Source organism: Amycolatopsis sp. lyj-108 (genome assembly GCF_046549005.1).
Taxonomy (GTDB): domain Bacteria; phylum Actinomycetota; class Actinomycetes; order Mycobacteriales; family Pseudonocardiaceae; genus Amycolatopsis.
The window spans coordinates 987,828-1,007,198 of the sequence record NZ_JAJPWQ010000001.1 but is presented as its reverse complement, the minus strand read 5'-3'; the positions used below and the strand labels follow the sequence as shown (position 1 = coordinate 1,007,198).

Annotated in this window: 21 protein-coding genes; 13 read left to right on the top strand and 8 right to left on the bottom strand. The window is 68.8% G+C overall.

Going from position 1 to position 19,371, the window contains the following annotated elements:
* Positions 1-96 precede the first annotated feature (96 nt).
* The 5 genes from ACLJO0_RS04945 (at position 97) to ACLJO0_RS04925 (ending at position 5,832) form a co-directional block, all read left to right on the top strand.
* Complete coding sequence (locus ACLJO0_RS04945; RefSeq protein WP_410576732.1) at positions 97-1,455, top strand: UDP-glucose dehydrogenase family protein; 1,359 nt, start codon at positions 97-99, stop codon at positions 1,453-1,455.
* Positions 1,456-1,523: 68 nt separating this feature from the next.
* Positions 1,524-3,155, top strand: coding sequence for an MFS transporter (locus ACLJO0_RS04940; protein WP_410576731.1), 1,632 nt, complete (start codon positions 1,524-1,526; stop codon positions 3,153-3,155).
* On the top strand, positions 3,109-4,101 hold the full coding sequence (locus ACLJO0_RS04935) for an isopenicillin N synthase family dioxygenase (protein WP_410576730.1): 993 nt from the start codon (positions 3,109-3,111) through the stop codon (positions 4,099-4,101). Before ACLJO0_RS04940 ends, ACLJO0_RS04935 begins: the two co-directional genes overlap by 47 nt.
* Before the next feature lie 96 nt (positions 4,102-4,197).
* Positions 4,198-4,602, top strand: coding sequence for a YciI family protein (locus tag ACLJO0_RS04930; RefSeq protein ID WP_410576729.1), 405 nt, complete (start codon positions 4,198-4,200; stop codon positions 4,600-4,602).
* Positions 4,603-5,832, top strand: a complete 1,230-nt coding sequence (locus tag ACLJO0_RS04925) for an RNA polymerase sigma factor (RefSeq protein WP_410576728.1) — start codon at positions 4,603-4,605, stop codon at positions 5,830-5,832. It abuts the gene before it with no gap.
* Between the two features lie 62 nt (positions 5,833-5,894).
* On the opposite strand, the gene ACLJO0_RS04920 is transcribed toward ACLJO0_RS04925, so the two are convergent.
* On the bottom strand, positions 5,895-6,752 hold the full coding sequence (locus ACLJO0_RS04920; protein ID WP_410576727.1) for a DUF11 domain-containing protein: 858 nt from the start codon (positions 6,750-6,752) through the stop codon (positions 5,895-5,897).
* Positions 6,753-6,901: 149 nt separating this feature from the next.
* Positions 6,902-7,579, bottom strand: coding sequence for a nitroreductase/quinone reductase family protein (locus ACLJO0_RS04915; protein ID WP_410576726.1), 678 nt, complete (start codon positions 7,577-7,579; stop codon positions 6,902-6,904).
* A 110-nt stretch (positions 7,580-7,689) separates the two neighbouring features.
* Between ACLJO0_RS04915 and ACLJO0_RS04910 the strand changes: the two genes are divergently transcribed.
* A complete protein-coding gene (locus ACLJO0_RS04910; protein ID WP_410576975.1) occupies positions 7,690-8,124 on the top strand; it encodes a MarR family transcriptional regulator in 435 nt (144 codons plus the stop codon).
* Between the two features lie 8 nt (positions 8,125-8,132).
* On the top strand, positions 8,133-8,459 hold the full coding sequence (locus tag ACLJO0_RS04905) for a YciI family protein (protein WP_125792063.1): 327 nt from the start codon (positions 8,133-8,135) through the stop codon (positions 8,457-8,459).
* On the opposite strand, the gene ACLJO0_RS04900 is transcribed toward ACLJO0_RS04905, so the two are convergent.
* Positions 8,456-9,283, bottom strand: a complete 828-nt coding sequence (locus ACLJO0_RS04900) for a class I SAM-dependent methyltransferase (RefSeq protein ID WP_410576725.1) — start codon at positions 9,281-9,283, stop codon at positions 8,456-8,458. The genes ACLJO0_RS04905 and ACLJO0_RS04900 overlap by 4 nt on opposite strands.
* Positions 9,284-9,425: 142 nt before the next feature.
* Here ACLJO0_RS04900 and ACLJO0_RS04895 point away from each other — a divergent pair, with 142 nt between their 5' ends.
* Complete coding sequence (locus tag ACLJO0_RS04895) at positions 9,426-10,079, top strand: NAD(P)-dependent oxidoreductase (protein ID WP_410576724.1); 654 nt, start codon at positions 9,426-9,428, stop codon at positions 10,077-10,079.
* Positions 10,080-10,236: 157 nt separating this feature from the next.
* On the opposite strand, the gene ACLJO0_RS04890 is transcribed toward ACLJO0_RS04895, so the two are convergent.
* Positions 10,237-11,157: a proteasome assembly chaperone family protein gene (locus ACLJO0_RS04890; RefSeq protein ID WP_410576723.1), complete on the bottom strand. Its 921-nt coding sequence runs from the start codon at positions 11,155-11,157 to the stop codon at positions 10,237-10,239.
* A 104-nt stretch (positions 11,158-11,261) separates the two neighbouring features.
* Between ACLJO0_RS04890 and ACLJO0_RS04885 the strand changes: the two genes are divergently transcribed.
* On the top strand, positions 11,262-11,801 hold the full coding sequence (locus ACLJO0_RS04885; RefSeq protein ID WP_410576974.1) for a PH domain-containing protein: 540 nt from the start codon (positions 11,262-11,264) through the stop codon (positions 11,799-11,801).
* A complete protein-coding gene (locus ACLJO0_RS04880) occupies positions 11,798-13,330 on the top strand; it encodes a PH domain-containing protein (protein ID WP_410576722.1) in 1,533 nt (510 codons plus the stop codon). The genes ACLJO0_RS04885 and ACLJO0_RS04880 overlap by 4 nt, the downstream gene beginning before the upstream one ends.
* Here the strand turns inward: ACLJO0_RS04880 and ACLJO0_RS04875 are convergent.
* A complete protein-coding gene (locus ACLJO0_RS04875) occupies positions 13,321-14,229 on the bottom strand; it encodes an SDR family oxidoreductase (protein WP_410576721.1) in 909 nt (302 codons plus the stop codon). The genes ACLJO0_RS04880 and ACLJO0_RS04875 overlap by 10 nt on opposite strands.
* A gap of 111 nt (positions 14,230-14,340) precedes the next feature.
* Here ACLJO0_RS04875 and ACLJO0_RS04870 point away from each other — a divergent pair, with 111 nt between their 5' ends.
* From ACLJO0_RS04870 to ACLJO0_RS04860, 3 genes are all read left to right on the top strand, one after another.
* Positions 14,341-15,120: an IclR family transcriptional regulator gene (locus ACLJO0_RS04870; protein WP_410576973.1), complete on the top strand. Its 780-nt coding sequence runs from the start codon at positions 14,341-14,343 to the stop codon at positions 15,118-15,120.
* A 41-nt stretch (positions 15,121-15,161) separates the two neighbouring features.
* On the top strand, positions 15,162-15,656 hold the full coding sequence (locus ACLJO0_RS04865) for a GNAT family N-acetyltransferase (protein WP_410576720.1): 495 nt from the start codon (positions 15,162-15,164) through the stop codon (positions 15,654-15,656).
* A gap of 110 nt (positions 15,657-15,766) precedes the next feature.
* Positions 15,767-15,961 (top strand): hypothetical protein, encoded by a 195-nt coding sequence (locus ACLJO0_RS04860; protein ID WP_125788486.1) that lies wholly within the window; start codon positions 15,767-15,769, stop codon positions 15,959-15,961.
* Positions 15,962-16,239: 278 nt separating this feature from the next.
* Here the strand turns inward: ACLJO0_RS04860 and ACLJO0_RS04855 are convergent, their stop codons facing one another.
* From ACLJO0_RS04855 to ACLJO0_RS04845, 3 genes are all read right to left on the bottom strand, one after another.
* Positions 16,240-17,511: an aspartate aminotransferase family protein gene (locus tag ACLJO0_RS04855; protein WP_410576719.1), complete on the bottom strand. Its 1,272-nt coding sequence runs from the start codon at positions 17,509-17,511 to the stop codon at positions 16,240-16,242.
* Between the two features lie 373 nt (positions 17,512-17,884).
* Entirely contained in the window at positions 17,885-18,580 is a 696-nt protein-coding gene (locus tag ACLJO0_RS04850; protein ID WP_410576718.1) for a GntR family transcriptional regulator, read from the bottom strand.
* Positions 18,581-18,584: 4 nt separating this feature from the next.
* Positions 18,585-19,370 carry an SDR family NAD(P)-dependent oxidoreductase gene (locus tag ACLJO0_RS04845; RefSeq protein WP_410576717.1) on the bottom strand — a complete coding sequence of 262 codons (786 nt, stop codon included), beginning with the start codon at positions 19,368-19,370 and terminating at the stop codon, positions 18,585-18,587.
* Position 19,371: the final 1 nt, after the last annotated feature.

The window sequence follows — 19,371 nt, the reverse complement described above, 5'->3', positions numbered from 1 at the left end:
TTGTTCGGCTGAACACGAAAACCGTATCTCGCGATGCCATCGGGCAGGGCGGCTCCGTCCTGCCCGGTGGCATCGAAAAACTGGAGGGTGAAGAGAATGGGTTCAACATCGGGGGCCAAGGTCGCCGTGATCGGCGCGGGCTATGTCGGTCTCACGACGGCCGCGTGCCTCTCGTCCTTGGGGCATCAGGTCGTCTGCGCGGACATCGACCAGGAGAAGGTCGACGCGTTGCGCCGCGGCGAGGCGACCATCAGGGAACCGGGTATCTGCGAACTGGTGGTGGACGGGCTGGCGTCCGGGCGGCTGGACTTCGTGCTCGGCGCGAGCGCGGCGGCGGCCGGGGCGGACATCGTCATCCTTTGCGTGGCGACGCCGATGAGCGTCACCGGCGCGGCGGATCTGACCACGCTGGAGTCCGTCGTGACCGAGGTGCGGGATCTGCTGCCGACCGGCTGCGTCGTGGTGAACAAATCGACGGTCCCCGTCGGCACGGCGGCCCGCGTCGCGCACCTGATCGACCGCGCCGATGTGGCGGTCGTGTCCAATCCCGAATTCCTGCGTGAGGGGTTCGCGGTCCACGACTTCCTGAACCCCGACCGGATCGTGGTCGGCTCGGCCGATCGTGACCCGGTCTCCGCCCGCCGTGTCGCCGATCTGTACGAGAAGCTCGACACCGCCGTCCTGGTGACCGATTCCGCCAGTGCGGAAATGATCAAGTACGCGTCCAACTGCTACCTGGCGACGCGTCTGTCCTTTGTGAACACCGTCGCCGAGCTCTGCGAGTACCTCGACGCGAACGTCGACGACGTGACGGCCGGGATGGGGTACGACGCGCGGATCGGCAAGTCGTTCCTGCGGCCGGGGCCGGGCTGGGGCGGCTCTTGCCTGCCGAAGGACACTTTCGCGCTGCTGCACATCGCGGAATCCGCGGGCAGTGACTTCGCCCTGCTGCGAGCGGCGATCGAGACCAACCTGAAGCAGCAGGAACTGGTGGTGGACAAGGTGCGCAAGGCCGTCGGCGGCAACCTCGCCGGCACCCGGATCGGCCTGCTCGGCCTGACCTTCAAGGCCGGGACGGACGATCTGCGGGATTCCCCGGCGCTGGCCATCGCGGCCCGGCTCGCCGCCGAAGGCGCGGACCTGTCCGGCTACGACCCCAGCGTCCACGCGCCGGTGGCGGGCGTGACCGACAACGTGCGGGTCACCGGCACCGCCTATCACGCCGCGAAGGGTGCGGCCGCGGTCGTGCTGCTGACCGAATGGCCGGAGTTCCGCGCCCTCGACTGGTCGCGGATCGCCGACCGGCTCGACGGCCGGGCCGTCATCGACACCCGGAACCTCCTCGACCCGGTCGCCGTGGCCAGGGCGGGGCTCTCGTATCAGGGCATCGGCCGTCCGGACAGCACCAGGAAGCCGTTGCCCCGCACCGTCGGCATGGTGCGGCAGGCAGGGTGATCCCGGGGTGGACGACGAGTGGCCTTGCTCGTCGTCCCACCCCTCCGGCGTCGGGAACAGGAGGACGGATGCCGAAGCGAACCAAGTCCTGGTCCGCGCTTTTCGCGCTGTGCCTGGGTTTCTTCATGGTCATGCTCGACATCAGCATCGTGAACATCGCGGTGCCTTCGATGGTGCGCGAACTCGGCACCGACCTGACCGCGGTGATCTGGGTGACCAGCGTGTACCTGCTCGCCTACGCCGTCCCGATCCTGCCCGCCAGCAGGCTGGGTGACCGGTTCGGGCCGAAGCGCGTCTTCGTCGCCGGTCTGCTGGTGTTCACCGCCGCCTCGTTGTGGTGCGGGCTTTCCGGCGACGTGGAAACGCTGATCGTCGCCCGCGCGGTACAGGGTTTCGGCGCCGCGTTGCTGACCCCGCAGACCACGGCCTTCATCACGCATTTGTTCCCGCCGGACGAACGCGGTCCGGCGATGGGTGCCTGGGGCAGTGTCGCGGGCCTCGCCATGATCGCCGGTCCGGTGCTGGGCGGCGTACTCGTCGACAACTTCGGCTGGGAGTGGATCTTCTTCGCGAACGTTCCGGTCGGGCTGGTCGCGCTGGTGCTCACCCTCGTCCTCGTCCCCGACTGGCGGCCGGGGAACTCCCACCGGTTCGACGTTCCCGGCATCCTGCTCTTCGGCGCGGGTCTCGTCTGCGTCGTCTTCGGTATCCAAAATGGACAGACCTACGGCTGGGGCACGGTCGGCGCCGGGATCTCGATCTTCGACATCATCGTGGCCGGTGTGCTGCTGCTGGGCGGTTTCGTCCTGTGGCAACTCGTCAACCGCCGCGAACCACTGCTGCCGTTGCGGATCTTCCGGCACCGCGACTTCTCGCTGGGGACCGCGTCCGCGGTGGCGGTCGGCTTCGGGATGACCAGCATGCTCCTGCTGCTCGTCATCTACGTGCAGTCGGTGCTCGGCCTGTCCCCGGCCGAAGCCGGCCTGCTCATCGCGCCGCTCGCCTTGGTGTCCGGCGGTGTCGCGCCGTTCGCCGGACGGCTGTCGGACCGGGTGAATCCCCAGTACCTGTTGATGTTCGGGTTGCTCTGCCTGTCCGGCGGCCTTTGCGTCCTCTCGCTGGTGATCATCCCGGCGAGTTCGCCGCAGGCCTTGATCCCCGCGCTGCTGCTCTGCGGTCTCGGTGTCGGCTTCACCTTCTCCCCGATGAACAACGTGACCATCAACTCGGTCGACCGTTCGCTGGTCGGCAGCGCGTCGGGCATCTTCAACACCGCGCGCCAGGTCGGCGGGGTGCTCGGCGGCGCGGCCGTCGGCGTGCTGCTGCAGGCACGGACCAGCGCCTCGATGCCCGTCCGGGCGAACGAGGCGGCGGCCGCGCTGCCCGCCGAATTCCGGCAGCGCTTCGTCAGCGGCTTCACCGGTGAGGCCGGGTCGGCGGCCGCCGCGACCGAGTTCGGCGGCTCCCCCGCGGTCCCGGCGGACCTGCCGTCCGAGGTCGCCGCCCAGGCACGGGAACTGGCCGCACAGATCACCGGGGCCGCGCTCACGGACGCGGTCAAGACCGCCTTCCTGCTTCCGGTCGGTGTGCTGCTCCTCGGTCTGCTGTGTTCGGCGGGGTTGCGAGGCACCCGGCGCGGGCTACCGTCACCTCATGACTCTCGTACCGACGGTCGATCTGAGCAGCTGGAACGACGGTGACCGCACGGAACTCGCGTACACCGTCGACGAGGCCTTGACGCGTGTCGGGTTCCTCCAGGTCGTCGGGCACGGCATCCCGCGATCGACGATCGACGACATGCGCGAAGCGACCGCAGGGTTCTTCGCGCTCCCTGTCGAGGCGAAGCTCCGGTCCGCGCCTGCCGACCGCGCCTCGGATCGCGGGTACGCGGCCGAAGGCACCGAAGGGTTGGCGTACAGCCTCGGCGAGACGACGCCGCCCGACCTGTCGGAGTCGTTCGTCATCGGCGCGGAGGAGATCGACGGCGAGGATCCGTACGGCTTCTTCGCCCCCAACATCTGGCCTGAGCTGCCGAAGTCCCTTCAGCCTGCCCTCACCGAATACGAGGCCGAAGCGCACCGCGTCGCACGGGTGCTGCTGGAGATCTTCGAGACGGCGCTCGGGCTCCCGGACGGCTACCTCGGCGCGTACACGCGGCATCCGACGCGCACCCTGCGGGTCAACCACTTCGAGCGCCGCGCCGGCGCACCCGAACCACTGCCGGGGCAGATGCGGCTCGGCGCGCACACCGATTACGGCATCGTCACCGTCCTCTACGCCGATCCCGTCCCCGGCCTGCAGATCCACGGCCCCGACGGCGCCTGGCACGACGTCATCCCCGCCGAGGGCGCGCTGGTGGTGAACCTCGGCGACCTCACCGCGCAGTGGACCAACGACCGCTGGCGTTCCACCCTGCACCGGGTCGTGCCGCCGTCCGGGCCTGGTCCGGCACAGCGGCGAAGCGTGGCTTTCTTCTTCGACGGCGACCACGACGCGCGTTTCGAATGCCTCCCGACCTGCCAGTCCGCCGAGAATCCGCCGAAATATCCGCCGGTACTCGGCGGCGCGCACCTCTACGCGAAGATCACCGGCGGGAGAACTCTCGAACCGGCCGACGCGATGAACACCGCCGCCGACCGCGGTTGAGGAAGAATCCTCGGCGGACGGTGTCCGGTCCTGTCCGGCGGCTCCGACGTCTCCGGCAGAAGGCACCGCAGCGGTGCCGGCCGAGAGGAGCAAGCCATGAAGTACATGATCATGATGATGGGGTCGCAGAAGGACCTGGACAGCATCAGCGGCAACTGGAGCGCCGACGACATCACGGCCCTGCACGAGTTCATGGGCAAATGGAACAACGACCTGGTCGAATCCGGCGAGTTCGTCGACGCGCAGGGCCTCTCCCAGCCGGCGCACGCTCGCCGGATCTCCCTGCGTGACGGTGCGCCCGTGGTGACCGACGGACCGTATGCCGAGACGCAGGAGGTCCTGGTCGGTTACACGACCGTCGACTGCGCGAGCTACGACCGCGCGACCGAGATCGCGGCCAAGCTGGCGGCCACCCCGTATCCGGAAGGCACCGATTTCGGCCGCGAGTGGTACGTCGACATCCGGCCGTGCGCCGACAGCTTCGAAGAACTGGAGCTGTAAGTGCCGGACAGTGGCATCGAGGGCCTGCTGCGTGAGCTGTCGCCGCAGGTCCTCGGCGCCGTCGTCCGCCGCTACGGCCATTTCGACCTGGCGGAGGACGCGACCCAGGAGGCGCTGCTCGCGGCGTCGACGCAATGGCCCGCCGAAGGGCGGCCCGACGATCCGCGCGCCTGGCTCATCACCGTCGCCTCACGGCGGCTGACCGACCTGCTCCGCGCCGAGCAGGCGCGGCGCCGTCGCGAGGACACCGTCGTCCACCGGGCGTTGCCGGAGGAGCAGCTCGCCCCCGCGGCGGACCGGCGGGCCGCCGACTCGGACGACACGCTCGTCCTGCTCTTCCTGTGCTGCCACCCGTCGCTCTCGCCCGCGTCGCAGATCGCGCTGACCCTGCGGGCGGTCGGCGGCCTGACCACGGCGGAGATCGCCCGCGCGTTCCTGGTCCCCGAAGCGACGATGACGCGGCGGATCACCCGCGCGAAGTCCGGTATCAAGTCCAGTGGTGTCCCGTTCGGCATGCCCCCGGCGGCGGACCGCGCCGCGCGGCTCGACGCGGTACTCCACGTGCTGTACCTGATCTTCAACGAGGGTTACGCCAGCACGTCCGGCCCGGATCTGGTGCGAAGCGATCTTTCCGCCGAAGCCATCCGGCTGACCAGGGTCGTCCACCGGCTGGTGCCGGACGACAGCGAGGTCACCGGGCTGCTCGCGCTGATGCTGCTCACCGACGCGCGCCGCCCGGCGAGGACGGGGCCGGACGGCGCGCCGATCCCGATGTCCGAACAGGACCGGAGCCGGTGGAACACCGAGTACGTCACCGAGGGTGTCGCGCTGCTTTCCGAGGCGTTGCCGCACGGGCCGACCGGGCAGTTCCAGATCCAGGCGGCGATCGCCGCACTGCACGACGAGGCGCCGAGCGCCGAAGAGACCGACTGGCCGCAGATCGAGGCCCTCTATGAACTTCTGCTGCGTCTCTCCGACAATCCCGTGGTGGCGCTGAACCACGCCGTCGCCGTCGGGATGGCGCGAGGTCCGCGCGAAGGGCTGACAGCACTGGAAAAGCTCGGCGACCGGATCTCCGGCGACCACCGTTTCCACGCCGCCCGCGCGCATCTGCTCGAAATGGCCGGGGAAACCGCCGCGGCCGTTGAGTCCTATGTGGACGCCGCGCGACTGGCGACGAGCCTGCCGCACCAGCGCTATCTGCACTCTCGCGCCGCACGCTTGCGCTGACGCAATTCGTCACCTACTTGCGATGGTCCCATCCCGCAAGCAGGTGACGAATCGCGTGTGTGTCAGCAGCTCAGCAGGAGCCCGGTGACAGCCGTGCAGGTCGACGTCGACGCGTTGTTGGCCGCGTTCGGGTCGGCGACGGAGCTCTGCGTGATCTTCGCGGTCGTCTTGACCTGCCCGAGGGACAGCAGTCCGGCGGCCACCGAGAACTTGGCCGTCACGCTGGCTCCGGACGCGAGCGACGAGAAGTCGCAGTTGACGGTCTTCGCGCCGCCCGGGTTCGTGCAGGTGGACGAGCCGGTGAAGCGCAGCCCGGTGCCGAGGGTCGACACCACCCGGATCCCGGACGCCGCGGCCGGGCCCGCGTTCGTGACCTTGACCGTGTACTCGATCGACGACGTCAGGATCCCGCGCGGCGACGCGGTCAGGGTGACACCGAGATCGGCGGCGCTCGGCGTGCCGGTGACGGTCAGCACGGGTCCGTCGAGGATCTCGAAACTGTAGTTCTCACCGACGAACTGGTGCTGCAAAGTGACGCTGCCCAGCGGGGCGTCGTCCTTGACCCGGAAGGTGAACACCACGGTCTTGCTCTGGCCGGGGGTCACCGTGCCGACCCCGCCGCGGATGCTGCCACCGAGCATGTCGCAGGCGAACGCGCCGGGACAGGACACCAGGTCGACGATGCCCGGCAGCGAGGATTCCTTGCCGTAGAGCGTCGCCTTGCCACCCTCGATGTTCGATGTGGCTTCGGCGTTGTAAACGGTCTGCGTGACGGTGAATGTCTGTCCACGTTGGACAGTGGTCGGCGAGACCTCCACCGCACTGGTCGGCGGGGCCGCGTTCGCGGAAGCGGGTGCCACGAGCATGATCGTGGCCACGGCGGCCACCAGAGACAGAAGTGAGGCTCTTCGAAGCTTCATGGGTTCTCACTGTTCCGGTCGGGGGCGTCGCGCCGATCGGTGCGGACAACGATCAGTCGCCGAGGAACCGGCATTCGTTACCGGTGCCTCCGGCCGAGTGGCCCGACGGTCTCACCCGCTCGGAGTAACCGCGCCCGCTTGTTCCCTGGTCACGGCGGCGTCCTGCCGTCACCGCGGAGCGCGGGGAGCAGATTCGCCTCCTCGTAGGCGAAATGCTCCTCCAACCCATTCGCGACCCGATCGAACTCCTCGCGCAGCGCGGCACTTTCGATTTCCTTCTTGCCCTGCAGCAACTCATCGAGGTCGCGCAGGGCGCGGGACACGGTTTCGTGCTCCTGGCGCAGCCGGTCCAACGCCGGCGCGAGCCCGGGATGGGCCTTCTGGATCGCGGTGAACGCGCCGTCCTCACGGAGATGGTGCATGCGCAGGTCGTTGCAGAACGTCACGCAATGGCCGAGCAGTTCCCGCCGCAGCACCGGCCGGTCCCGCTGCGCGGACTGCTCGCCGTCGAGTTCGGCCCGCGCGGCCGCCAGCGTCTTGCGGAGTTCACCGTGATGGACGAGCAGCTGATCGGCGATCGCCCGGCCGCGGGCGGCGTCGACTTCCAGCAGATGCAGCGCGACACCGCGCTCCTCGCCTTCGAGCGGCACGGCCCGCGCGGCATGCGGGACCCCCTCGATCTGGAGTGTCGCTTGTGGACTGACGAGGAGGTCTTGGTACCAAGGTGAATCGACGTCCGGCGCGTACGCCAGGTACCGGCTCCCGGAGCGGCGGCAGTCGACGTCGACAGTGCGAGGACGGCCGGTTCCGGCGTCCGCGGTGGTCATCAGCAACGGTACTCCCCAGGTAACATCATCGAGAAAGCTATTTTGCTTTGCAAGCAAAGCCTCTTTGCTCGCAAAGGTATCCAGGAGGGTGCCCGGTGTCAACCGAGGACATGGAAGTCGACGACGCCGTACGGGCCTTGCTGCTGCTCATGCCACGCATGGTCGGCCGCGCGAAGCGGCTCAAGATCCCCGAAGAACTCCAGTCGCTGTCGCTGGCTCCGCGTCACTTGTCGCTGTTGTCGTACCTGCTCTTCGACGGGCCGATGACGGTGAACGAACTGGCCGAACGGCTCGAGGTCGCCCCGACCACGGTGAGCCTCATGGTCGGCGAACTGACCAAGAAGGACGTACTCGACCGGCGCGAGGACGAGGCGGACCGCCGTCGGCGGATCGTCGCCATCAGCGAACGGATGCGGCCCGCGATCGACGGCTGGCTAGCGCAGGGCGCCCGCGCCTGGCAGAAGGCGCTCGCACCGCTGACCCCGGCCGAACGGCGCATGTTCATCGGCACCCTGCGCGCCTACGAAGACGGACTGACCGACTAGGAGGAACGGTGCGCTACCTGCTCATGCTCTGCGGGACCGTCGGCGACGACGCGCTCGACACGGACATCACCGAGCCCTGCCGCGCCTGGGGCGAGGAGATGACGCGACGCGGCCTGCGCCTCAACGGGATGGGCCTGCGGCCGCCCGAGTCGGCGACGACCGTCCGCGTCCGCGGCGGCGAGGCATTGCTCACCGACGGGCCGTTCGCCGAGACGAAGGAACAGATCGGCGGCATCAACATCATCGAATGCGAAAGCCGCGAACAAGCCGTCGAGGCGGCGAAAACCCACCCCTGGGCCGCGATCGGGACGATCGAAGTGCGCGAACTTCTTTAGCCGGTGATCCGCGCGGTGACCTGGTTGTCGGCGTATGTGTAGGCCACGTATTCGAATTGGGTGCCGGTGCGCTCGACGTATTCCAGCCACGCTTTGTGCTCGTGCCGCTGCCAACCGGGATAATTGAAGAATTCGTCGAAATGCACGATACTGCCGGGCCGCAGGCGCGGGCCCGCCAGATCGAGTACGGTTTTCGCCGAGCTGTACAGGTCGCCGTCCACATGAAGGAAATCGACGACGCCTTCGTGCCGTTCGAGAAAGCCGGGAAGCGTGTCGGCGAAAAGACCGACGACGAGTTCGGCGCCGGGGACGTCCGGCAGGTCGTCGCGGGCGAACGAGCCGGCGGGCATCCCGTTGAGCCAGTTCTCCGGCAGGCCTTGGAACCAGTCGAACCCGTAGGTCTCGACACCACCGCGTGCCTTGGCGATCACCCGCAGTGTGTTCCCGCTCGCGACGCCGAATTCGAGGGCCATCCCGCCCGACGGGGCAAGGGAAAGCGCGTACGCGAGAGTCTCCTGTGGACGCGCGAAGTGCCGGGTGCCGGTCAGATGCTCGCGCGCGAACCGATTGCTGTCCCGCGCCGCGTCCTGATCACCGGCGTAGATGATGTCGCGACGGCTCCGGATTTCGAACTCGACGACCCGATCGAAACAACGATCCCCTTGCCGGACGATCTCCGCGCGCAGTTCCGCGGCGACCCGTTCCAGTTCCTCCGTATACGGATCGTGGAATCGCCGGGCGAGCCGGTGCAGGCCCCGGCCGAGCGTGCCGCGGGCCGATCGGCCCAAGGTCTTCAGTGCTGAATGGGGTACCAGGTGACGCATTCCGGGACGGTACACCATCACCGTTCGAGTGAACGGGTGCAGAACACCCGGGGGTCGGTTTCGTTGCGGTAACCGAGGGGTGTGCTCCTAGCATCGCGTTCGCCGCCGATGATCGGATACCGGCAAGGGAAAAGGGAGCACGATGAGCAGGATCGTCATCTTCGGGGCAGGCGGACGCGGGGGACGCCGAGCCGTCGCCGAAGCCGTGAGCCGCGGGCACCAGGTCACCGCCGCCGTCCGCGATCCCCGGCGCCACACGGATCTCGCCGGGGACAACGTCACCTTGATCGCCGCCGACGTCACGGTCGCGGACGACGTCGCGAAAGCCGCCGCCGGGCACGACGCCGCGATCAGTTCCGTCTACCGCGCGGACCTCCCGTCGCGGGACTACTACCCGGCCGCCGCGCACGCGTTGATCGACGGCCTCGGCAGGGCCGGTGTCGCGAGACTGGTCGTCGTCGGCGTCGGATCGGCGTTGGAGATCGCGCCGGGCGTCGCGTTCCACGACCAGCAGGGCTGGCCGCCGGAGCACCGCGAGTTCTCGCTCGGGCACACCGCGGAACTGGAGGTCTTCCGCGCGTCCGGCGGCGGGCTCGACTGGGTGATCATCGCGCCGCCGCCGGTGATGCTCGACGAACACGCCGGCCGCACGGGCGGATACCGCAGCGGAGACCACCGCGTACTGCCGCGCGCGGAGGACGCGGCAGCGTTCTCTTACGCGGACCTCGCGGTCGCGCTGGTCGACGAGATCGAACGGCCGAAGCACTCACGGGCGATGGTCGCCGTCGACTACTGACCGCGTCGTGAGTGGCGATTCGGGTTCTGACCGTCCCCTACCACTCACGAGACGCGAGCGGCTGCTTCAGTGCTTCCGATTGGGCCGGCGTCGAGCTCTTATGTCGGGCGTCCACTCACGTGAGCGCCTGACTGGAGTCCTTCACGGACTACAAAACTCAGCGCTCCGGCGTCTCCCCGCCGTTCTGCTCGGCCAGGAACCGCTCGAACTGGCTGCCCAGCTCCTCGGCGGTCGGCATGTGCTCGACCGACTCCGCGAGGAGGCTCTCCTTGCCGGACGCCTCCATGAACGTGTCGTACTGCTGTTCCAGCGCGCGCACGACGTCGGCGACCTTCTCCGAGCCGGCGACCTGGCGGGCGATCTCGGCCTCAGCCTCGTGCGAGGCTTCCCGCAGGTCATCGTCCGGCAGGTTCAGCCCGGTGGCCGAGGCGATGGCGCCGAGCAGGTTCAGCGCGGCGCTCGGGTACGTCGAGTCCGCCAGGTAGTGCGGCACGTGCGCGGCGAAGCCGGACGCGTCGTGCCCCCACTCGCCGAACCGGAACTCCAGCAGTCCGGCGATGCTGCCCGGCACCTGCATCCGGTTGGGCAGCGGGCGGTGTTCGCCGACCAGTTCGTTCCTGGTCGCGTGCGCGGTCACGCCGAGCGGGCGGGTGTGCGGCGCGCCCATCGGGATGCCGTGGAAACCGGTGGTGAGCCGGACGTCCCAGCGTTCGACCAGTCCGCGCACGGCCGCGCAGAACCGCTCCCAGTCGTGGTCCGGTTCCGGCCCGGTGAGCAGCAGGAACGGCACGCCGTCGGCGTCGTGCAGCAGGTTGACGACCAGTTCGGGGGCGTCGTAGTCCTCCCAGTGGTCGATGGAGTACGTCATCGCGGGGCGGCGCGAGCGGTAGTCGATGAGGCGGTCGACGTCGAAGCGCGCGACCACGCGGTGCTCGAAGGAGTTCAGCAGGTGCTCGGCGACGAGCTTGCCCGCCGAACCGGCGTCCATGAACCCGTCGAAGTAGTGCAGGAGCACGGCCCCGCCGAGGTCAGGGACGTCCGAGTCCACCTCGTACAGGTCTTCCGGGTCCAGCGCCACCAGATCCTCCAGGTTTCGTGGGTACGACCGTCTCCAGGTGGAACGCCTCGATAGGGGGTATCCATTCCGCCGACGGTGGCTTGGATCCTATCGGTCCGTGACAGCTGTCGTGGGCGGTCCACACGGAGGTGGTGCAGGGTGGAGGGGTGACAGAAGAGACGCTCAGCCTGCGCCCGCCCGCCAATCGGGTGAGCCGTCGCGCCATCGGCTACTGGACGGTGTGGGCCGCGGTCGGCTGGGCGGTGCTCATCGGCGTCCAGACGGTGTTCGTCCTCACGAGTGACGACGCACCGACGTGGCTCACGGTGACGCTCACACTCTCGTGCGTGCTCGCGCCACTGCATCTGCTGGTCATGCCGCAGTGGCGCTACCGGATCCACCGCTGGGAGGTCACCGGCGAGGCCGTGTACACCCAAGAGGGCTGGCTCAAACAGGACTGGCGGATCGCGCCGATCTCGCGGATCCAGACCGTCGACATCGAACGGGACCCGGTCGAGCAGCTGTTCCGGCTGGCGAAGATCACCGTGACGACGGCGTCGGCCGCGGGCCCGGTCAAGATCGCCGGTCTCGACCACGCCGAAGCGCTGGCGCTGGCCGCGGAGCTCACGAAGACCACGCAGGCCACTCCCGGTGACGCGACATGAGCACCGAGGCACCACCGGAAGCCGCGGAAGCCGCCGTCGGCCGGTGGCGACGGCTCGATCGCCGGATGCTGCTGATCCGGCCGGTGCTCGACGTCGTCAAATCGCTGCCGGTGCTGATCGGGACGGTGATCCTCGGCCGGGGCAACGGCTGGGAGTGGTTCGGACTGGGGGTCACCGCGCTGACCGTGCTCGTCGGCGTCTCGCACGTGCTCACTTCGCGGTACCGCATCGCCGGCGGCCAGGTCGAATGGACCACGGGCCTGTTGCTGCGCAAGCATCGCGCGATCCCGCTGGACCGGGTGCGCACGGTCGACGTCACCTCGGAACCGAAGCACCGCCTGTTCTCCCTCAGCGCCGTGCGCATCGGCACCGGACGGCATTCGGCGGGCTCGGGTGCGAGCGGCGACCAGCTGGTGCTCGACGCGGTCAGCCAGGCCGAAGCACACCGGCTGCGCACGGTTCTCTTGCACCGCAAGGAAGTCATCGCGGAAGCCGAGGACGCGCCGCCGCCGGAGCAGGTCGTCGCGGAGGTCGACCGGAAGTGGGTGCGGTACGCGCCGTTCACCCTGTCCGGGCTCGCCGTGGTGGGCGCCGTGTTCGCCGCCGTCTGGCATTTCGCGCACCAGCTGAACATCGCCCCGGAGAACGTCGGACCGCTGCGGGACCTCATGGACGACCTGGCGAACACGGCGTTGTGGCTGATCGTGGTCGTCGCGGCGGTGGCCCTGCTCGTGGTGGTCTCGCTGCTTTCCGTCGGCGGCTACGTACTCTCGTTCTGGAACTTCAAGCTGACCCGGGAGCCGGAAGGCACTCTGCACGTCCGGCGTGGGCTGATCACCACGCGTTCGGTGTCCATCGAGGAAGAACGGCTTCGCGGCGTCGAGGTGAAGGAACCGCTCCCGCTTCGGATCGCGGGCGGGGCCCGGCTCACCGCGATCGCGGGCGGACTGCGCGAGGGCAAGGGCGGGGACAAGGGCGGCGGGCTCCTGCTGCCGCCCGCACCCGTCGGGCGGGTCCACGAGGTCGCGGCCGAGGTGCTGCGGGAGAACTTCGACCCGGCCACCGTTTCGCTGAACCGGCATCCGCGACGGGCACTCACCAGGCGCCTCACCCGCGCGGTGGGTGGCGTGCTGATCCTGGCCGCGGCGCTGTTCGGCCTGGCCTGGATCGATTTCCTGCCGTCGTGGATGTGGCAGGTCGCGCTCGGCCTGGTGCCGCTCGCCGCTCTCGTGGGCTGGGACCGCTACCGCAACCTCGGCCACGCGATCGTCGGGCGGTATCTGGTCAGCCGTTCCGGCTCACTGGCGCGGGCGACGGTGGCGATCCGACGTGAAGGGCTCACCGGAATCGTCGTCAGCCGCTCGTTCTTCCAGCGCCGCGCCGGATTGATCACCGTGACGGCCCCGATCGCGGCCGGCAGCGGCGGCTATCAGGTGGCCGACGTCGGCGAATCGGCCGGGCTGGCGATGGCGGAGCAGGCCGCGCCCGGTCTGCTCACGCCCTTCCTGCGCCGGGAGGCTCAGCGGTAGCCGGTGACGTCCGCCGGCCTGCCGGGATCCTGGACCTCGACGAGATAGCGCCAGCAGTCGGGACGACTGCCGTCGAGGTCGGTGAATCCGTATTCCTTCGCCAATTCACCACTGGAAACCGATTTCCCGTTCCAGCGGCCGACTTTCGCGTCACCGGCCAGTGCCGCGACAGCCCTGCCGACGAACGCGGGGCTTTCAGAAATGGCGAAATGCGGCTGCACCTTCGTGGCGTCGTGCCAATTCTCTTCGGTCACCCGATAAGCGTCGAGCATCGCCTCGGAACGTAACCAGCCCGGGGTGACCGCCACCGCGGTACCGCCGTGCGGTGCCAATTCGTGCCCGAGCGCGAACGCCATCCGGTTCACCGCGGTCTTGGCGAGGTCGTAGAAGAACGAAACACGGTAGTTCTCCGAGTTGTACCCGGCCGTCCCGTCATTGACCTCGACGACCAGCGCGCCCGGATTCCTGATCATGAGCGGAAGCGCGAAATGGCTGGTGATGGCATGGGTGTCGATGGCGAGCCGCAGCGTCCGCAGTCCGACGTCCAAAGTGGACTCCCAGACCGTCTTGCCCCATTCGATGGGCGCGCCGTAGATGTCGTTGACCAGCACGTGCAGTGCGCCCTGTTCGGCGTCGATCCGTTGCACCAGTTCGCGGACCTGGTCTGCCGCCAAATGGTCCACACCGATCGCGATCCCGTGCCCGCCCGCTTCGCCGACGAGCGCCGCCGTCTCCTCGATCGTCTCCGGGCGATTCATTTCCGACCGCCGGGAACCGGTACTGCGGCCGGTCACGTAAACGGTCGCACCGGCGGCACCCAGCTGGACCGCAATTCCCCGCCCTGCCCCGCGGGTCGCCCCGGCGACCAACGCGATCTTGCCTGCCAATGGCTTTTCCATGGTCCGAACCTAGCAAGAAGCCCGCTTTTCGTGGACCAAAGACCCTGGCCCGCAATTCACACAATGTGCTACTTTCTTGACTCTTTGTGATTGCCCCGGCGAGAGGTCGAGATGACGCCTGCCGCACGATCCCTGGACACCACCGCCCCGCCGAAACGGACCCCCGGCGCCAGCAGCTCACGCAAGGTCCTGCAACTGTTGCTCTCCTTTTCCGAACGCCGCTGGGACGCCAGCGTCGCCGAACTCGCCGCGAGGATCGGCACCCCGGTCGCGACGACGTATCGCTATGTCGCACTGCTGAAGGAACTCCAACTCCTGGAGGAGGGAAGGACGGGGCGCTATCACGTGACGAGCCAGGTGATGCCGCTCGCGCGGGCGGCGCAGCTGGCCAACGACCTCGCCCGCCTGGCCCGTCCGGCGATGGAGGAGGCGGCACGCGCCCTCGGGGAGACAGTGTTGCTGTTCCAGCATTTCGGCGATTCCGCCGTCTGCGCGGACCGGGTCGAATGCGAACGCGCGATGCGGTTCACCTTCCAGCCCGGTCATTCCGTCCCGCTCGGCACCGGCGCGTCGGGCAAGATGCTGCTCGCCATGCTGCCGGAGGGCGAACGCGAAAGACGGCTTTCGTCGATCGTCCACCGCCGCGGCACGAGTGTGCGGGAAGAGGTCAAACGCGCCGGGGCGAACCGGTATTCGGTCAGCTGGGGCGAACTGGACGACGGCGTCTGGTCCTGTTCGGTGCCGATCCCGAACACCGGGCACCGGCCCGCGGTGCTGACCCTCGCCGCCCCGGCGACCCGGATCGGAGACGACGAGAAACGGGCCGCCATCGTCGCGCTCCAGTCGTACGCGAGCAGGATCCACCGGGCCGTTTCGTCGTTCTCCCTCTAATTCACGCGCGACCGCTCCCCCGGCGGAGTAGAACTCGATCCGTGATCCGATTCGCCGTCCCCGAAGACCTGCCCGTGCTCCAAGACATCGAACGCGCCGCGGGCGAACCGTTCCGCGCGCTCGGCATGGCCGCGATCGCCGACGACGACCCGCCGTCGATCGCGGACCTCACGGCCTTCCAGCGCGACGGCCGGGCCTGGGTGTGGGACGCCGGAGACGGCCCGGTGGCGTACCTGCTCGCCGAGGTCGTCGATGGCCACGGTCACATCGAGCAGGTGTCCGTTCATCCGGATCACGCGCGGCTGGGCCTCGGGCGGCGGTTGATCGAGCACGCCACCGGCTGGGCTTCGCGCGAAGGTCTCGCGGGGCTGACGCTGACCACGTACGCCGAGGTGCCGTGGAACGCGCCGTACTACGCCCGGCTCGGCTTCGTGACCCTCGACGAGGAGAGCCTCACCGAGGGCCTGCGCGCCGTCCGGGCCCACGAAATCGCCCTCGGGCTGGACGCGTGGCCTCGGGTGACCATGCGGCGATGACCCGCACGGGGGGTCGGATTGGCGAGGGTCATCGAACATGTGTTCTACTGTCGGCGCCGGCCCCGGAGGGGGAAGCTCCGCGGGCCGGCACCGGACTTCAGGAGGCATGGATGGCGGTCAAGATCACCCATCTCACCAACGGCCAGCAGGTGCGCTTCGCCAACGCGGACGGCGCCCGGCGGTACGCCGAGATCATCGGCGGCGGGGTCGACAAATGGCGATTCACCGTGGTCAGCGGGCATGAGCTCCCGGAAATGTCGGGGCGCGTGGTTAATGTGCCGGTATGGCGTATGACTTCCAGGTGACACCGAGACCGTCCGCGTCGATCATCACCGCGGACTTCGAGGGCGAAGAACTCCGCCTCCGCTGAAGCGGGCCCACGTGGGCCCGTCGCACTGGGGGTGTCATGAAGGGACCTGGTCCCGTCGGCTGCGCCCTTCATGGCCGAGCGCGAGGCCCTCGTGCACGTCACGCTCCGCCGCACCGGCACTCGCGGGACGCGGCGGACGTGACATGAAGGGGCCTTTCATAGCAAATTTTGCTATGAAAGGCCCCTTCATTGCGCTTGCGCCGGCGAAGCGCGCTAGACCAGCCGGTCCAGAGCGCGAGGCAGGGCCGAAGCGAGCAGGTCCAGTTCGGCCTCCCCAGCGATCAGCGGTGGCGACACCGCGATCCCCTTGGCCAGGTTCCGCACGAGGACGCCCTCCTCGCGCGCCATCCGCTGCAACCGGTTCGGCGCGCCGGCGTCGGACGCGAGGAAGTCGGCCTTCAGTTCCACCGCGCCGAGGAAGCCGAGCCCGGCCCGGACCTCCGCGACCAAGGGATGCGAAGCAAGCCCGGAAAGCGCGTCGGCCAGCGGCTTCTCCAGTTCCCGTCCGCGCGGGATGAGCCCGTCACGCTCGTAGATGTCCAGCGTCGCGTTCCCCGCGGCGCAGGCGACCGGATGCCCCGCGTAGGTCGCGCCGTGCCGCAGCACCGGCGCACCCGGCGCGCCGGTGAAGAACGGCTCGGCCACCCTCGGCGCGACGATCAGCGCGCCCAGCGGGATCGTCCCGCCGGTGATGCCCTTCGCGGTCGTGATCATGTCGGGTTTCACGGTCCACCGGTCGATCCCGAACCAGGTCCCCAGCCGACCGAACGCGGCGATCACACAGTCCGCGACGAACAGCACGTCATGCTTGCGGCAGATCCCGGCGACCGTCTCGATGTAGCCCTCCGGCGGCAGCAGGACCCCGCCCGCGCCGATCACCGGTTCGCAGAAGAACGCCGCGACCCGCTCCGGCCCGACACGCAGGATCTCCGCCTCGAGCGCTTCGGCGCTGTCGTAAGGCACGTGCGAGATGTCTCCCGGCAGCGGCCCGAAGCCCGCCGCGTTGGCCGCGATGCCGCCGACGGCCGTCCCGAAACCGTGCGTGCCGTGGTAGCCCTGCACGCGCCCGATGACGTGCACCTTCTCCGGGCGGCCGGTGTGCGCGAAATACGACCGGGCGACCTTGACCGCGGTGTCGATGACGTCACCACCACCCGAACCGAAGAACACCTTCGAGCCCGGCTCCGGCGCCAGCGCCGAGACCCGCTCGGCGAGCTTCAGCGCGGGCTCGTTGGCGTTGTAGCCGAACAGGTTGTACGAATCGAGCGTGCGCAACTGATCCCCGACGGCCTGCGCGATCTCCTCGCGTCCGTGCCCGAAGTTCGCGTACCAGAGCGACGCGGTCGCGTCGAAATACCGCTTCCCCTCGTCGTCCCAGACGTAGGAACCCTCACCACGGGTGATGACGAGCCGGTCGCCGTCGACCGCTCCCATGTCCGCGAAGGGATGCCACAGCGGATTGCGCGCGGACGCCGACGAAACCATGATCTTCCTCCTCGTGCTCGTGCCCCCATCCTCACCCGGAACCGGCCGGGACGCGAACACTCCATCGTGCACAGTTCGCGGCCCGGACCTGTCCGGACTGTCGCCGCGCTGATCGGTCTTGTTCGAAGTTGAGCATTCATGGGCGAAGTGCTAGGAAAGGTCCTTTCCTTGCGAAATTTGCAAGGAAAGGACCTTTCATGGCGTCCCTGCCGCCACCGGCCGGGTGCCCACGGACCTGGCACAGATGTCGCGAAAGCCACTTTCGGGACGCTTGCCGTCGCGAAAGTGGCTTTCGCGACACTCAAGATCGGCAAGCGGGGACCACCCGCGGCCTACGCTTCACGAGCCACCTGGGATGGCCGCCCGTCACAGCTCACGAACCCCGCCGGTCGTAAGCGGCCAACAGCTGCTTCTCCGCGTCCCGCAGATACTTCTCCAGCGCCGCCTCCGCGGGCCCGAAGCGCCCTCGTTCCAGGTCCCGCAGGATCCGCTCGTGCCGCCGCAGGAACGGCTCGAAGAACGTACGCGTGTTCTCCGCCAGCACGAAGAAGAGCCGCGTCTCCGCCAGCACCTGACGCATCGTCGTGCTGACCCGTTCGCTGCCCGCCAGGTCGCCCACCGCTTGATGGAACGCGATGCTCGCGGTCCCGACGGCCTGCCAGTCGCCTTCGCCCGCCGCGGCATGCCCCTCCCGCACCGCGACCTCGATGGCCGAAAGGTCCACAGTGGACAGTTCGGCCGCCCGTCGCAGCGCACCGCATTCGGTGACCCGCCGCATCACGTAGAGATCCGAGATGTCCTGCGCGGTCAACTCGCGCACGAACACGCCGCGGTTGAGCTCGTGCACCGCGAGCCGTTCGTGCGCCAGGAGCTGGAAGGACTCGCGCAGGGTGTTGCGTGAAACGCCCAACGCGGCGCTGATCGACGGTTCGGAAAGCCTCGACCCTGGCGGGAAGACGCCTTCGGTGATGCGCTGGCGCAGGATCTCGGCGACCCGTTCCGCTGTCCCGCTCCGTTCGAGCAAGGGTCTGTCGCGGGCCAGTGTCTCCTCGGCGGCAGGAGTGGACATGGCGCTACCTGACGCCGAGTTCGAAGTCGAGGCTGTACCGGTTGCCCGGCATGGCACCGGCGGCCTTGGCGCCGTCGATCGGGAGCGCGACCCCGTTGATGAACCGCGATTCGTCGCTGGCCAGGAAGACGACCGCCTTCGCGACCTCCCACGCCTCGCCGACCCGCGCCGCGGGCGTGCTCGCGGTCAGCTGGTGTTGTTTGGCTTCGAACTCCTCCGGCGACGCGAGGGTGCCGCGCAGCATGTCCGTGTCGATCGCGCCCGGGTTGACCGTGTTCGCCCGGATCCCCTGGTGCGCGTGCGCGACGGCGATCGATTTCATCATGCCGACGAGCGCGTGTTTGGTGGCGTTGTACACCGGGTCGCCGGGACGGCCCATCACCCCGCCGTTGGACGACGTCGTGATGATGCTGCCCGCCTTGTTCGCGATCATCCGCGGCAGCACCGCCCGCGTGCCGAGGAAGGCGGCGCGCACGTTCAGCGCGAAGATGTTGTCGAATTCCGCCAAGGTGGTGTCCGCCAGTGGCTTCCCGAGGTGGATGCCGACGTTGTTGAACAGCACGTCGACCCGGTCCGTCTCCGCGAGCACGCCGCGCACGAATTCGTCGACCTGTCCTTCGTCCGTGGCGTCCACAAGGGAGTGCCGGACGCCTTCGACGGGCTCGGCGAGTTCACGGATGTCGCTGGAGAACACGGTCGCGCCCTCGGCGACGAACTCCTTCACGGTGGCGAGGCCGATTCCCCTCGCGCCCCCGAAGACCACCGCGACCTTGCCGGCCAGCCGACCCATG

Coding starts and splice junctions, on each gene's coding strand:
- ACLJO0_RS04930 (WP_410576729.1), top strand. CDS start 4,198: ATGAAGTACATGATCATGATGATGGGGTCGCAGAAGGACCTGGACAGC.
- ACLJO0_RS04935 (WP_410576730.1), top strand. CDS start 3,109: ATGACTCTCGTACCGACGGTCGATCTGAGCAGCTGGAACGACGGTGAC.
- ACLJO0_RS04845 (WP_410576717.1), bottom strand. CDS start 19,370: ATGGGTCGGCTGGCCGGCAAGGTCGCGGTGGTCTTCGGGGGCGCGAGG.
- ACLJO0_RS04910 (WP_410576975.1), top strand. CDS start 7,690: ATGGAAGTCGACGACGCCGTACGGGCCTTGCTGCTGCTCATGCCACGC.
- ACLJO0_RS04880 (WP_410576722.1), top strand. CDS start 11,798: ATGAGCACCGAGGCACCACCGGAAGCCGCGGAAGCCGCCGTCGGCCGG.
- ACLJO0_RS04940 (WP_410576731.1), top strand. CDS start 1,524: ATGCCGAAGCGAACCAAGTCCTGGTCCGCGCTTTTCGCGCTGTGCCTG.
- ACLJO0_RS04875 (WP_410576721.1), bottom strand. CDS start 14,229: ATGGAAAAGCCATTGGCAGGCAAGATCGCGTTGGTCGCCGGGGCGACC.
- ACLJO0_RS04870 (WP_410576973.1), top strand. CDS start 14,341: ATGACGCCTGCCGCACGATCCCTGGACACCACCGCCCCGCCGAAACGG.
- ACLJO0_RS04915 (WP_410576726.1), bottom strand. CDS start 7,579: ATGACCACCGCGGACGCCGGAACCGGCCGTCCTCGCACTGTCGACGTC.
- ACLJO0_RS04860 (WP_125788486.1), top strand. CDS start 15,767: ATGGCGGTCAAGATCACCCATCTCACCAACGGCCAGCAGGTGCGCTTC.
- ACLJO0_RS04945 (WP_410576732.1), top strand. CDS start 97: ATGGGTTCAACATCGGGGGCCAAGGTCGCCGTGATCGGCGCGGGCTAT.
- ACLJO0_RS04855 (WP_410576719.1), bottom strand. CDS start 17,511: ATGGTTTCGTCGGCGTCCGCGCGCAATCCGCTGTGGCATCCCTTCGCG.
- ACLJO0_RS04920 (WP_410576727.1), bottom strand. CDS start 6,752: ATGAAGCTTCGAAGAGCCTCACTTCTGTCTCTGGTGGCCGCCGTGGCC.
- ACLJO0_RS04895 (WP_410576724.1), top strand. CDS start 9,426: ATGAGCAGGATCGTCATCTTCGGGGCAGGCGGACGCGGGGGACGCCGA.
- ACLJO0_RS04850 (WP_410576718.1), bottom strand. CDS start 18,580: ATGTCCACTCCTGCCGCCGAGGAGACACTGGCCCGCGACAGACCCTTG.
- ACLJO0_RS04900 (WP_410576725.1), bottom strand. CDS start 9,283: ATGCGTCACCTGGTACCCCATTCAGCACTGAAGACCTTGGGCCGATCG.